This is a genomic window from Conyzicola nivalis (assembly GCF_014639655.1).
Taxonomy (GTDB): Bacteria; Actinomycetota; Actinomycetes; order Actinomycetales; family Microbacteriaceae; genus Conyzicola; species Conyzicola nivalis.
Window position 1 is genome coordinate 2,036,228 of record NZ_BMGB01000001.1, and the last position, 12,361, is coordinate 2,048,588.

Here is a 12,361-nt window from a genome sequence, read left to right on the forward strand (position 1 = left end):
CATGGCCTCCAACAATCCCAGCACGCCTTCCGTCAAGGAGCAGCGCGAAGCGAAGCGCGCCGAGAAGGTCGCCGTGCTGAAGAAACAGCAGGCCAAGGAGAAGCGCAACCGCACCATCGGCATCGTGGCCGGTGCTCTCGGCGCCGCCGCGGTCATCGCGCTCGTCATCACGTTCGTCGTGAGCAGCGCGGTTCCCAAGGTCGACCCCGCCGACATCTCGATCAAGGGCATCGAGACCTTCGACGAGGTTCCCGCTGTGCACGTGGCGACCGCCGTCGACTACGAGGCCGACTACGGCATGAACCCTCCGGCCGGCGGCAACCACAACCAGGCCTGGCTCAACTGCGGCGTCTACTCCGAGCCGCAGCAGAACGAGAACGCCGTTCACGCGCTCGAGCACGGCGCCGTGTGGGTCACCTACGACCCCGACGCCCTGAGTGACGAAGAGGTCGAGACGCTGCGCGACTCGATCCCGAGCACCTACATGCTGCTGACCCCGTACCCCGATCTGCCCGCTCCCGTCGTGGCATCCGCCTGGGCCAACCAGGTCCAGCTCGACGGCGTCGACGACCCGCGCCTCGGCGACTTCATCGAGAAGTTCCGCCAGTCGCCCGACGCCCCCGAGCCGGGTGCGGCCTGCACCGGTGCCATCGATGGCCCCGGAAAAGTCTCCTAGCGACGGTCGGCGCACGCGGCTGATCATCGCCGCGGTCGTCGCATCCGTCCTGCTCCTCGTCGCGGCCTTCGCGGCGGGCAGCCTCTCGGCGCCGGTCGCCACCGCGCCGTCGTCGACGAGCGCCGAAGCCGGGTTTGCCCGCGACATGCAGACCCACCACGGCCAGGCCGTCGAGATGTCGTTCATCATCCGCGACCTCACCGACGACGCCGACGTCCGGTTGCTCGCCTACGACATCGCGAACTCGCAGTCGCAGCAGGCCGGGCAGATGAACGGCTGGCTCACCGTGTGGAACCTGCCGCAGACCGCGCCCGAGCCGTCGATGACCTGGATGTCGCGCCCCGCGCTCACCGGGGTCAGCCACGAGGGCATGAGCGAGATGGGCACCGGCGAGAGCAGCCACACGCCCGGCGACGCGATGCCCGGCATGGCGACCGCCGAGCAGCTCGCCGCGCTCAAGGCGTCGACCGGCACCGAGGCGGTCCGCCAGTACCTCACGCTGATGATCGCCCACCACCGCGGCGGCGTCGAGATGGCCGACGCCGTGCTTGAGCGCAGCAACGAACGCGTCGTGCGCTCGCTCGCGGCCAGCATCGTGAAGGCCCAGTCGAGCGAGATCGGCTACATGCAGGAACTGCTCGACGCGCTGCCCGCCGCCTAGGCACGCGCCGCCGGCCAAGTCGCCCCTCGCCCCCCTTCGCGCAACTCAGGCAGGATCGCGGATGCCGCGGCGCCCGCCGCGCGGATCCGCGGGTCGCGCTACCCGGGCCCACGTTCTGCCTGAGTTGCGAGACACCGCGCGCGGGCGTTCATCATTCAGGACCGTTCGACCGTGGGGTCACCTCGGCCCGCGGAAAACCGCGCAGCAGTAACGCCAGCCGCCCGGTTCATCCTGAATCCCGAACGCCGACCCCGGCCGCCCCCTTCACGCAACTCAGGCAGGATCACGGATGCCGCGGCGCCCGCCGCGCGGATCCGCGGGTCGCGCTACCCGGGCCCACATTCTGCCTGAGTTGCGAAACACCGCGGGCGGGCGTTCATCATTCAGGACCGTTCGACCGTGGGGTCACCTCGGCCCGCGGAAAACCGCGCAGGACTCACGTCGGCTCCCCGGTTCATCCTGAATCCCGAACGCCGACCCGGGGCGGTCACGCCGTCTGGTCGAAGTACAGCTCCCAGTAGGTGCCGCGCGCCGCGAGCAGCTCCTCGTGCGTGCCGCTTTCGGCAATCTCGCCGGCCACCACGACGAAGATCACGTCGGCGTCGACCACGGTCGAGAGCCGGTGCGCGATGGCGATCGTCGTGCGCCCGCGCGACGCGGTGTCGAGCGCCTCCTGCACGACCCGCTCGCCGATCGAGTCGAGCGCGCTCGTCGCCTCGTCGAGGATGAGCACGGCGGGATCCTTCAGCAGCACGCGCGCGATCGCGATGCGCTGCTTCTCGCCTCCGCTGAGCCGGTAGCCGCGTTCGCCGACGAGGGTGTTGTAGCCGTCGGGGAACGATTCGATGGTCGAGTGGATGTTAGCGGCCTTCGCAGCGGCAACGAGCTCGTCATCCGTCGCGCCCGGTTTGGCGTAACGGAGGTTATCGCCGATGGAGGCGTGGAAGAGGTAGGTCTCCTGGCTGACGATGCCGATGTGCTTCACGAGCGAGAGCTCGTCTAGCTCGCGCACGTCGTCGCCGGCGAACAGGACGCGACCGCTCGACGCGTCGTGCAGCCGCGGGATCAGGTAGGAGACCGTGGTTTTGCCGGCTCCCGACGGTCCGACGAATGCGGCGAACTGGCCGGGTTCGATGCGGAAGCTCACGCCGCCAAGGGTCGCCCGAGTGTCGGCGGGGGCATCGGGATACCGGAACACCACGTCGTCGAACTCGACGAGCCCGAGGTGTGCGGGGTCGACCTCTTTCGCATCCGGAGCATTCTTGATCGACGGCTTCAGATCCAGGTATTCGAAGATGCGGGCGAACAGCGCCGACGAGGTCTGCAGGTCGAGTGCCACGCGCATGAGCCCGAGCAGCGGGAAGGTGAGCCGCGCCTGCACCGTTGTGAAGGCGACGATCGTTCCGGCGGTGACGGGCACGTCGCGCAGGATGAGCCAGGCCGCCGCGACGTAGACCACGGCGGGGATCACCGAGAGGAAGATGCCCACCATCGCGAAGAACCATTGACCGCTCATCGCCTGGCGGACCTGCAGGCCGATCTGGTTGTCGTTCTCCCGCGCGTAGCGGTCGGTCTCCCACTGCTGTTGGTTGAAACTCTTCGCGAGCAGGATGCCGGACACGCTCAGCGTCTCCTGTGTGATGGCGGTCATGTCGCTGAGCGACTCCTGGGTCTTGGTGGCGATTCGCGCGCGCACCTGACCGACCTTGCGTTGGGCCAGAACGAGGATGGGCAGCAGGATGACCGCGACGATGGTCAGCTGCCAGCTGAGCAGCAGCATGCTCACGAAGGCGGCGATCACGGTGACCGTGTTACCGATGACGCTCGAGACGGTGTTGCTGAGCACGCCGGCCACACCGCCGACGTCGTTCTGCAGGCGCGACTGGATGACACCCGTCTTCGTGCGCGTGAAGAACGCGAGTTCCATGGCCTGCAGGTGGCGGAAGAGACGCACGCGCAGAGCACCCATCACCTTGTTGCCGACCGTGGCGGTGAGCCAGGTCTGCCAGACACCGAGGATGGCGGAGATGACCCAGAGCAGCACCATGATGCCGACGAGCTCGAGGAGCACGGGCAGGTTGGGGCCGCCCTCGGGGAACAGGCCCAGGTCGAAGGCCTGCTTCGTGAGCAGCGGGGGCGCGACGCTCAGTGCGGCGCTGACCAGCACGAGAACGATGGTGACGGTGATCGCCCGCTTGTGCGGTGCGAACAGCGTGCCGATGCGGTTCAGCAGGTCGGGGATCTTCGGGGCCGTGGCGTTTATGGCCTTCTGCGCTGCGGCGTCGCCGCCGCTGACCCGACCACCATGACCCCCGGGGCCGCGCATTCCACTCACGGGTTCGAGCCTACGCTCGATCGCCGGTCGAGTAGGTCGCCCCGCGACCCACTCGACCGGCGTGGAGCGTCAGCCCTTCGTCGAACCCGCCAGCAGGCCGCGCACGAAGTAGCGCTGCAGGCCGAAGAACACGATGAGGGGCACGATGAGCGAGACGAAGGCCGCCGCCGTCAATCTCTGCCAGTCCTGCCCTCGGGTTCCGGTGAGTTCCGCCAATCTCTGCGTCAACGGCGCCGCGTCCTGCGTGCCGCCGGAGAAGATCAGCGCCACGAGCAGGTCGTTCCACACCCAGAGGAATTGGAAGATCGCGAACGAGGCGATGGCCGGCAGGGCCAGCGGAAGCACGATGCGCAGGAAGACCTGCATGTGACTCGCGCCGTCGACCCGCGCGGCCTCGATCACCTCGCCGGGAATCTCGGAGATGAAGTTGTGCAGCAGGAAGATCGCCAGGGGAAGCGCGAAGATCGTGTGCGCGATCCAGATCGGCAGGAAGTTCTGCTCGGGGATGGAGGGGATGACGTCGTGCAGCCACTCCTGGCCGGGACGCAGGATCACGCCGAAGGTCTGCAGCAGCGGGATGAGGGCCATCTGCAGCGGCACGATCTGCAACGCGAACACCAGGATGAAGAGCACGCCGCTTCCGCGGAACTTGATCCAGGCGAAGGCGTACGCGGCCATCGACGCGATGACGAGCGGGAAGATCGTGCCGGGGATCGCGATCGACAGCGAGTTGACGAAGTAGGCGCCCAGCTGCGGCGACGACTGCGACGACGAGAGGAGCACGTCCTGGTAGTTGTCGAGGGTGAGCACCGGGTTGCTGAAGAACGTCCACCAGCCGGTCGTGCGGATCTGCTCGGCCGGGCGGAACGACGAGATCAGCAGCCCGAAGGTCGGGGTCGTCCAGAGCACGGCGATGATCACAGCGGCGAGCGTGGCGCGACGCGACGTCAAGCGCCGCTTGACCCGACTGGTCTTGGTGCCCTCTTCGGCGAGTTCGATGCCGCCCTTGACGGGGCGCGACCCCGAAACGGGCAGGTCGACGGGAGATACGCTCATCGGACTTCCTTCTGACTGCGGAGTACTCGGACGTTGTAGATGACGATGGGGAGCACCAGGACGAAGAGGATGACGGCCAGTGCGGCGCCCCGTCCGGGCTCGTTGGCTCGGAACGCCTGCGTGTACATCTCGTTGGCGACGACGCTGGTGTCGAAGTTTCCGGCGGTCATCGTTCGTACGATGTCGAACACCTTGAGGGTCGCGATCGAGATGGTCGTCACGACGACCACGAGCGAGCCCCGGATCCCGGGGACGGTGACGTTCAGGAACCGCTGCCACGCGTTGGTGCCGTCGAGCTGCGCGGCCTCGATCTGCTCGGCCGGCACGCCCTTGATGGCCGCGGAGAGCACGACCATGGCGAATCCGGTCTGGATCCACACCATGACCGCGATGAGCAGGAACGTGTTCAGCGGTGACGACTGCAGCCACTGGACCGGCTCGCCGCCGAACGCGACGACGACGGCGTTCAGCAGGCCGATCTGGTCGCGCCCCTGCGACTTGTAGTCGTAGACGAACTTCCAGATGATTCCGGCACCGACGAACGAGATGGCCATCGGCATGAACACGAGGGCCTTGAAGAACTTCTCACCACGCGACTTGTCGATGAAGACGGCGTAGGCGAGTCCCGCGATAGTGGAGATGGTGGGAACCAGCACGACCCAGATGACCGTGTTGACCAGGGTTCGCACCGCGTCGGGCTGCGTGAACGCCCAGATGAAGTTCTCGAAACCCACGGGGTCGCCCGTGCGGTTGAAGAAGGCGAGCGCCGTGGTGCGGATCGCCGGGTAGATCAGTCCCCCGACGAGGAGCACCAGGGCCGGGCCGACAAAGGCCGCGAGGACGACGTAGTCGCGCTGGCGCTTCGGCGCCTTGTCGACGAAAAACAAAACGAGGCCGACGACGGCGGCGAAAATCGCGAGCCCTCCGACGACCTGTATCAACTTACCGATGAGATCCGCTGTGGTCATGACGTACCCCTACCTTCCATTCGACGCTGACTGGGTGATGCTGCCCGGTGCGGCAGGATGTGCGAGTGCGGGGCGGGACCCTGAGGCCCCGCCCCGCACTCGACTACAACGGGCTACTGCGGCCAGCTGCTCTCGATAGCGTCGACGGTTTGCTGCGTGCTGTCGCCGCTCAACCAGCCGACGATGCCCTTCCAGAACGAGTTCGAGCCGACGGCGCCCGGCATGAGGTCGGAACCGTCATAGCGGAACGTCGCGTCGGGGTCCTGGAGGATCTCGATGGTGTCTTCCAGCAGCGGGCTGGACGCGAGCGACGGGTCGACGCCGGTGTTGGCGCTGACCGTTCCGCCCTGTTCGACGCGCAGGTTGGCGAACGTGTCGCTCGACATGTGCGTGAGCACGGCGGTGATCGCGTCGCTCGTCTCGAAGGCGACGACGGTCTCGCCACCGCCGGTCACGGCGAGCGGGTCGTCAGCGTCTGCGGGCGGCATCAGGAACGCGTAGACGTCACCGTCGGGTGCGACCTCGACGCCCTCGCCCCAGTTGACCTCGTAGAACGATGCCTGGTGGTGCAGCGAGCACTGTCCGTCGAGGATGGGCAGGCCACCCTCCTGGAACGGGGTGGAGATGAGCGACTCGGTGTCGATGTACTCCGAGTTCTTCAGGATCTCTCCGGCGGAGTCGAATGCTCCGACGATGGCGGTGTCGTTGAACGGGATCTCGTGGTTCACCCACTGGTCGTAGACGTCGGGGCCCGCCTCGCGGAGCACGAAGTCTTCGATCCAGTCGGTTCCGGGCCAACCCGTTGCGTCACCGGATTCCATGCCGGCGCACCAGGGGAGGTGGTCCCCGTCGGCCGCGATGGTCTCGGTCAGCTCCATGAGCTCGTCGAGGGTCGTGGGCGTCTCGTAGCCCTTCTCCTCGAACTCGGCCGGCGAGTACCAGATGTAACCCTTGACGCTGGCGAGCATCGGGGCGCCGTAGAAGACGTCGTCGAAGGTGCTGTATGCCTTCCAGTCGGGGGACCAGAACTCGTCGGTGTTCGCCTCGACCTCTGCGGGAGCCGGCTGGAGGTAGCCGTTCTCCGCGAGGAGCGAGACGAGGCCGGGCTGAGGCACGATTCCGATGTCGGGGGCGTTGCCACCCTCGGCGAGCTGGGCGATGTTGCCCTCGAAGTCGCGGCTGCCCTGGTAGTCGATGGTGATGTCGGTGCAGGTGGCGAAGTCGGCCCACGATGCGATGAGTCGGTCTGCCTCGGTTTCGACGATGGTGCCGGAGATCGTGACCTCGTCGCCGTCGAACGTTCCGTACGACTCGTATTCGGAGCAATCGGTGTCTTCTGCTGACTGCTGGGTGTCGCCGGTACAGCCGGTGAGCGCGAGACCGACGACGCCTGCTGCAGCGATCGGTATGAGTAGACGGCGCTTGAAAGCGGAACTCATTTTTCCTCCTCATTGAGATAAATGCGCCCCGCGCTTCTCTGCGCGGGGCGTTCGAAAGTGATGCAAGGGCGGTTCCGTTGACAACGGTTCCACACACAACGTATGGCACGGGAAGGGGGTATGCAAGCGCTTGGGAGAAACCGTCACAAACCGTTGTACCGTTCCGTGGTAGCGCTCCCACGCCTGCTATGATCACGAATCCCTTAAATGCACGAAGGCACCGCTTCGCGAGGAAGCGGTGCCTTCGGCGGGTCCCCTAGCGGGGACGGGACTACTTGAGCGTGACGGTGGCGCCAGCTTCTTCGAGCTGAGCCTTTGCCTTCTCGGCGGTCTCCTTGTTGACACCCTCGAGGACTGCGCCGGGGGCGCCGTCTACGACAGCCTTGGCCTCGCCGAGTCCGAGGCTCGTGAGCGCGCGGACCTCCTTGATGACCTGGATCTTCTTCTCGCCAGCCGACTCGAGGATGACGTCGAAGGAATCCTTCTCCTCGACCTCTTCGACGGCAGCAGCAGCGCCACCGGCAGCAGCAACTGCGACGGGAGCGGCGGCGGTGACCTCGAAGACCTCTTCGAACTTCTTGACGAACTCGCTGAGCTCAATGAGAGTCAGTTCCTTGAAGGCTTCGATGAGCTCTTCGCTTGACAGCTTTGCCATGATTTTCTCCTTGTGTGTTTCTTAGCTTTTCTAACCGCGGGTCAGGCTGTGCCTAGTTCGCGGACTCCTGCTTCTCACGCAGCGCCTCGACCGTGCGAACGGCCTTCGAGAGCGGAGCGTTGAAGAGATATGCCGCACCGAACAGCGAAGCCTTGATTGCGCCGGCCATCTTGGCAAGCAGCACTTCACGGGATTCGAGGTCGGCGAGCTTCGCAACGTCGTTCGCGGTGAGCGAGTTACCGTCGAGGTAACCGCTCTTCACGACGAGCAGCGGGTTTGCCTTGGCAAAGTCGCGCAGAACCTTTGCGACGGCGACAGTGTCTCCGTGCACAAATGCGATCGCGGACGGGCCGGTCAGTTCGTCGTCAAACGAAGTGATACCTGCCGCGTTGGCCGAGATCTTGGTCAGCGTGTTCTTTACCACGGCGTACGTTGCGTCTGCACTGAGTGACTTGCGCAGCGACTTGAGCTGGGCAACAGTGAGACCGCGGTACTCGGTGAGCAGAACGGCGTTGGAGCTACGGAATTTTTCCGTAAGCTCGGCAACCGATGCTTCCTTGTTCGCCATGGCTCTCCTTAATTGATGATTGTCATTAGCCAAGGAGACGCAGGAAGAAACTTGGGCTGTTAAAAACAGAAAGCCCCACGCAGTTGCGCGGAGCTTCACTTCACAAGAAGGTGACTTCGAACACCTGCGCTGGATTTATGGAATCGAACCCGTGAGGGCTCGAGACAACCTGCGGTCTTTGGCTTCGTACAGAGTAGCACACCCGGTCAGTCACGCCAGCTGTGCCGCGGCTCGTAGCCCAGCACGCGCCGCGCCTTCTCGATCGAGAGCAGGCTCTCGGTGCCGGCCACCTCGCGCTTCAGCTCGACGCCGGGAAAGCCGGCCGCGGCGAGCTCGGAGCTCGGCGTGCGCATCACCGTGTCGGCCGCGGCGATGATGAACCGGTCGAAGCCCGGGGCGGCGAGCTCGAGCGCCTTGAGCACGGCCTGTGCGCCGTCGCGCGAGTCGATGTACCCCCACGCGTTCCACCGGCGCAGCGTGATGTCGTCCTGGTATCCCTCGAACGCCGCGTAGTCGCCCGCGTCCATCACGTTGGAGAAGCGCAGTGCGGTGATGCTCAGCGCGGGGTCCCAGCGCACGAGCTTCTGCGCGAGTTCCTCCTCGAGGTGCTTGGTGACCGCGTACATCGACTCGGGGCGCGACGGGTAGTCCTCGTCGAGCGGCAGGTAGGGCGGGTCGATCTCGAGCGGGATGCCGAGCAGCGTCTCGCTCGAGGCGTAGACGATCGTTGTGATGCCGGCCCGTCGCGCGGCCTGGAACACGTTGAAGGTGGCGTTCATGTTGTTGTGGAACGTCGCCGAGTCGGCGTGGATGCCGCCCGCCGGGATGGCCGCGAGGTGCACGACGGCGTCGACCGCGCTGTACTTGTCGTCGACCCCCGAGAACGCGTCGACGACCTGGCCGTAGTCGGTCAGGTCGATGCGGAGGAAACCGGGACCGCGCTCCCCCGCCACGTCGAGGTTGACGACCGAGTGGCCGGCTTCCGTGAGGCCGGTTACGACGGCCGAACCGAGTTTTCCTGAACCGCCCGTGACGAGAATGCGCATGGTGTCAGTCTGGCACCGCATTTTCGACGGGCTCAATCCGCGTGGATGGGTAGCGACACCGTGAACACCGTGTTACCCGGCTCGCTCTCGACCCCCACCGACCCGCCGTGCGCCTCGACGATGGCCGCGACGATCGCCAGCCCGAGACCCGTGCTGCCTGCCACCCGAGACCGCGAGCTGTCGCCTCGCGCGAAGCGCTCGAAGACGGTGTCGCGCACCCGCTCGTCGATGCCGGGGCCGTCGTCGGACACGCGCACGTCGGCAAAGCCGCCGCTCAGAGATACGGATGTCACGACCGTCGTTCCGGCGGGCGTGTGCACCCGCGCGTTGGCCAGCAGGTTCGCGACCACCTGATGCAGCCGGGCGCCGTCGCCGACGACCAGCACCGGCTGCTCGGGAAGTTCCAGGGCCCACTCGTGATCGGGGCCGGCCGCGTAGGCGTCGCTCACCGCGTCGGTGAGCAGCTGACCGAGGTCGACCGGCAGGCTTTCGAGACTGCGTCCGTCGTCGAGCCGGGCGAGCAACAGCAGGTCTTCGACGAGGGAGGTCATGCGGATCGATTCGGCTTCCACCCGCGCGAGGGCGTGCACGACGTCTGCGGGCAGTTCGTGGCCGCCGCGGCGCGTGAGCTCGGAGTATCCGCGGATGGACGCGAGGGGCGTGCGCAACTCGTGGCTGGCATCCGCCACGAAGGTGCGCACCTTCTTCTCGCTCGCCTCGCGAGCGGTGAGGGCGGCCGAGACGTGCCCGAGCATGCGGTTGATGGCGGCACCGACCTGGCCGACCTCGGTGCGCGGGTCGGAGTCTTCGTCGGGCACCCGCACGGCCAGCGCGACCTCGCCGCGTTCGAGCGGAAGCTCGGCGACGTGGGATGCCGTGGCGACGACCCGTTCGAGCGGCCGCAGGGCGACGCGCACGATCGCCGTGCCCACCGCGAACGCGGCCACGAGCCCGGCGAGGGTCACCAGCACCACGACGAGCAGCACCTGGTTCACCGTGGAGTGCACCTCGGCGAGAGACATGCCGATGAGCACCTTCTCCTGCGAGCTCGCCGTCGTCAGCACGAAGCGGTATTCGCCGAGGTCGCCGCCGAGGTCGACGGTGACGGGTGTGTCTTCGACGGTCAGCGCCGCGAGCCGGGCGTTCTGCGTCGCGGTGAGCGCTGTGACGTCGAGCTCGTCGTCGAGCACCACAGCGACGACCGTGCCGCCCAGGTTGTACCCGGCCACCGTGCCCGGCGGCAGTCCCGCGAGCGGCGCCGTGTCGCCGGGAGGTCGCCCGCCCGACCCATCGCCCGGCCCCGGGCGGTCGGCGATGTTCTGGAAGCGGCTGCTCGCCGACACCACCTGGTCGTCGAGCTTGCCGACGAGAGAATCGTTCAGGGCGAGCACGCTCACCGCGCCGACGACGAAGCTCACGGCGGCGAGCAGGGCAACGATGCCGAAGACCAGCCGCTGACGCAGGGTCCACCTGGCGCGGGAAAGCCGCATCAGTTCGCCGGCTTCAGCACGTACCCGACGCCGCGCACGGTGTGGATCATCGGTTCGCCGAGGGTGTCGATCTTCTTGCGCAGGTAGGAGACATAGAGCTCGACGACGCTGGACTTGCCACCGAAGTCGTAGCTCCAGACGCGGTCGAGGATCTGGCTCTTGCTCAGCACCCGGCGCGGATTGCGCATGAGGTACCGCAGCAGTTCGAACTCGGTGGCGGTGAGTTCGATCACGGTGTCGGCACGGCGCACCTCGTAGGAGTCCTCGTCGAGGCTGAGGTCGCCGACGGTGAGATAGGAGTCGTCGCTCTCGCTGAGCACGAGGGTGGAGCGACGGATGAGCCCGCGCAGGCGCGCCACCAGTTCTTCGAGGCTGAACGGCTTGGTGACGTAGTCGTCGCCGCCAACGGTGAGGCCGACGATGCGGTCGTCGAGGGAGTCTTTCGCGGTGAGGAAGAGGATCGGGGTGTTGATGCCGTCGGCGCGCAGCCGGGTGAGGACCTGCAGGCCGTCGATGTCGGGCAGCATGATGTCGAGCACGATCACGTCGGGCCGGAACTCCCGGGTGAGCGCCATCGCCGTGCGGCCGTCGGACGCGATTTTCACGTCCCAGCCCTCGTAGCGCAGGGCCATCGACAGCAGGTCGGTGAGCGAATCCTCGTCGTCGACGACGACGACCCTGATCGGGGTCCCGTCCACCCGGGTCAGCCGCGGGGGCTGGGTGGATCCGACGTGACGCGAAACCGGCTCTTCTTTGCTCATTGTTCCAAGTATTGGGAGTTTTCTATGCGTGGCCTGTGAGCGGCGCACACCGGCATCCGGTCGAACACGATGCACAATAGACAGGTGACTTTCGTGCAGCCGATGCTTTCCCTCTGGGACGAGCCGGCCCCCGACCACAGGTCACGCGTCCTGGCGAACTCCTCCGACCGCGTCGCGTGGTTGCGTGCGCGCAGCCGCGGTGTCACGGCGACCGATGTCGCGCGCCTGTCGAGCGAGCGATCGCTGAGCTCGGTGGCGTTCGACAAGATCAACGGCAGCTCGTTCGGCGGCAACGCCTACACCGACCACGGAAACGCGCGAGAACCGGAGATCGCCCGCTGGGTGCGATCGGCTCACGGCATCCACCCGAGTTCCGAACTGTTCCATGCACACGGCGAGCGATCCCACCTGGCCACTCCCGACGGGGTCGCGATCATCGACGGCGCAGTGGTGCTCGCCGAGATCAAGACCACGTCGTCGCTCTGGAAGAGTGTGCCGCGTTCGTACCTGCGTCAGATCTGGTGGCAGCAGTACGTGCTCGGAGCGGACCGCACCCTGTTGGTGTGGGAGCAGCACCTCGATTTCGTGCCGGTGGATGTCGAGCCCAAGACGCGCTGGATCGAACGCGACGACAACGAGATCCACGTGCTGGTCGGGCTCGCCAACAAGCTGCTCGGCATGATGCGCCGCTAGGCGACGCCGCTGG

12 protein-coding genes are annotated in these 12,361 nt (G+C 66.5%); 3 read left to right on the forward strand and 9 right to left on the reverse strand.

What is annotated here, in order from left to right:
• Window position 1 precedes the first annotated feature (1 nt).
• Entirely contained in the window at window positions 2-676 is a 675-nt protein-coding gene (locus IEV96_RS10060) for a thioredoxin-like domain-containing protein (RefSeq protein ID WP_188510473.1), read from the forward strand.
• Window positions 654-1,337: a DUF305 domain-containing protein gene (locus IEV96_RS10065; RefSeq protein ID WP_188510474.1), complete on the forward strand. Its 684-nt coding sequence runs from the start codon at window positions 654-656 to the stop codon at window positions 1,335-1,337. Before IEV96_RS10060 ends, IEV96_RS10065 begins: the two co-directional genes overlap by 23 nt.
• Window positions 1,338-1,824: 487 nt before the next feature.
• Here IEV96_RS10065 and IEV96_RS10070 read toward each other — a convergent pair whose 3' ends face one another.
• The 9 genes from IEV96_RS10070 to IEV96_RS10110 form a co-directional block, all read right to left on the reverse strand.
• On the reverse strand, window positions 1,825-3,663 hold the full coding sequence (locus tag IEV96_RS10070; RefSeq protein WP_188511213.1) for an ABC transporter ATP-binding protein: 1,839 nt from the start codon (window positions 3,661-3,663) through the stop codon (window positions 1,825-1,827).
• A gap of 78 nt (window positions 3,664-3,741) precedes the next feature.
• Window positions 3,742-4,728 carry a carbohydrate ABC transporter permease gene (locus IEV96_RS10075; RefSeq protein ID WP_188510475.1) on the reverse strand — a complete coding sequence of 329 codons (987 nt, stop codon included), beginning with the start codon at window positions 4,726-4,728 and terminating at the stop codon, window positions 3,742-3,744.
• A complete protein-coding gene (locus tag IEV96_RS10080) occupies window positions 4,725-5,696 on the reverse strand; it encodes a carbohydrate ABC transporter permease (protein WP_188510476.1) in 972 nt (323 codons plus the stop codon). The genes IEV96_RS10075 and IEV96_RS10080 overlap by 4 nt, the downstream gene beginning before the upstream one ends.
• A 113-nt stretch (window positions 5,697-5,809) precedes the next feature.
• A complete protein-coding gene (locus IEV96_RS10085; protein ID WP_188510477.1) occupies window positions 5,810-7,135 on the reverse strand; it encodes an ABC transporter substrate-binding protein in 1,326 nt (441 codons plus the stop codon).
• Between the two features lie 271 nt (window positions 7,136-7,406).
• A complete protein-coding gene (gene rplL / locus IEV96_RS10090; RefSeq protein ID WP_184238721.1) occupies window positions 7,407-7,790 on the reverse strand; it encodes a 50S ribosomal protein L7/L12 in 384 nt (127 codons plus the stop codon).
• A gap of 52 nt (window positions 7,791-7,842) precedes the next feature.
• Entirely contained in the window at window positions 7,843-8,358 is a 516-nt protein-coding gene (gene rplJ / locus IEV96_RS10095; RefSeq protein WP_188510478.1) for a 50S ribosomal protein L10, read from the reverse strand.
• Between the two features lie 206 nt (window positions 8,359-8,564).
• Window positions 8,565-9,404, reverse strand: a complete 840-nt coding sequence (locus IEV96_RS10100; protein WP_188510479.1) for an NAD-dependent epimerase/dehydratase family protein — start codon at window positions 9,402-9,404, stop codon at window positions 8,565-8,567.
• Window positions 9,405-9,436: 32 nt separating this feature from the next.
• Window positions 9,437-10,894 carry a sensor histidine kinase gene (locus IEV96_RS10105; protein WP_188510480.1) on the reverse strand — a complete coding sequence of 486 codons (1,458 nt, stop codon included), beginning with the start codon at window positions 10,892-10,894 and terminating at the stop codon, window positions 9,437-9,439.
• Window positions 10,894-11,655, reverse strand: a complete 762-nt coding sequence (locus IEV96_RS10110) for a response regulator transcription factor (RefSeq protein WP_188510481.1) — start codon at window positions 11,653-11,655, stop codon at window positions 10,894-10,896. Before IEV96_RS10110 ends, IEV96_RS10105 begins: the two co-directional genes overlap by 1 nt.
• Before the next feature lie 102 nt (window positions 11,656-11,757).
• On the opposite strand from IEV96_RS10110, the gene IEV96_RS10115 reads away from it, so the two are divergent.
• Entirely contained in the window at window positions 11,758-12,348 is a 591-nt protein-coding gene (locus tag IEV96_RS10115; RefSeq protein WP_229733395.1) for a YqaJ viral recombinase family protein, read from the forward strand.
• The last annotated feature ends 13 nt before the right edge of the window (window positions 12,349-12,361 follow it).

Coding starts and splice junctions, on each gene's coding strand:
- rplL (WP_184238721.1), bottom strand. CDS start 7,790: ATGGCAAAGCTGTCAAGCGAAGAGCTCATCGAAGCCTTCAAGGAACTG.
- IEV96_RS10080 (WP_188510476.1), bottom strand. CDS start 5,696: ATGACCACAGCGGATCTCATCGGTAAGTTGATACAGGTCGTCGGAGGG.
- IEV96_RS10115 (WP_229733395.1), top strand. CDS start 11,758: ATGCTTTCCCTCTGGGACGAGCCGGCCCCCGACCACAGGTCACGCGTC.
- IEV96_RS10105 (WP_188510480.1), bottom strand. CDS start 10,894: ATGCGGCTTTCCCGCGCCAGGTGGACCCTGCGTCAGCGGCTGGTCTTC.
- IEV96_RS10085 (WP_188510477.1), bottom strand. CDS start 7,135: ATGAGTTCCGCTTTCAAGCGCCGTCTACTCATACCGATCGCTGCAGCA.
- IEV96_RS10060 (WP_188510473.1), top strand. CDS start 2: ATGGCCTCCAACAATCCCAGCACGCCTTCCGTCAAGGAGCAGCGCGAA.
- IEV96_RS10075 (WP_188510475.1), bottom strand. CDS start 4,728: ATGAGCGTATCTCCCGTCGACCTGCCCGTTTCGGGGTCGCGCCCCGTC.
- IEV96_RS10065 (WP_188510474.1), top strand. CDS start 654: ATGGCCCCGGAAAAGTCTCCTAGCGACGGTCGGCGCACGCGGCTGATC.
- IEV96_RS10100 (WP_188510479.1), bottom strand. CDS start 9,404: ATGCGCATTCTCGTCACGGGCGGTTCAGGAAAACTCGGTTCGGCCGTC.
- IEV96_RS10070 (WP_188511213.1), bottom strand. CDS start 3,663: ATGCGCGGCCCCGGGGGTCATGGTGGTCGGGTCAGCGGCGGCGACGCC.
- rplJ (WP_188510478.1), bottom strand. CDS start 8,358: ATGGCGAACAAGGAAGCATCGGTTGCCGAGCTTACGGAAAAATTCCGT.
- IEV96_RS10110 (WP_188510481.1), bottom strand. CDS start 11,655: ATGAGCAAAGAAGAGCCGGTTTCGCGTCACGTCGGATCCACCCAGCCC.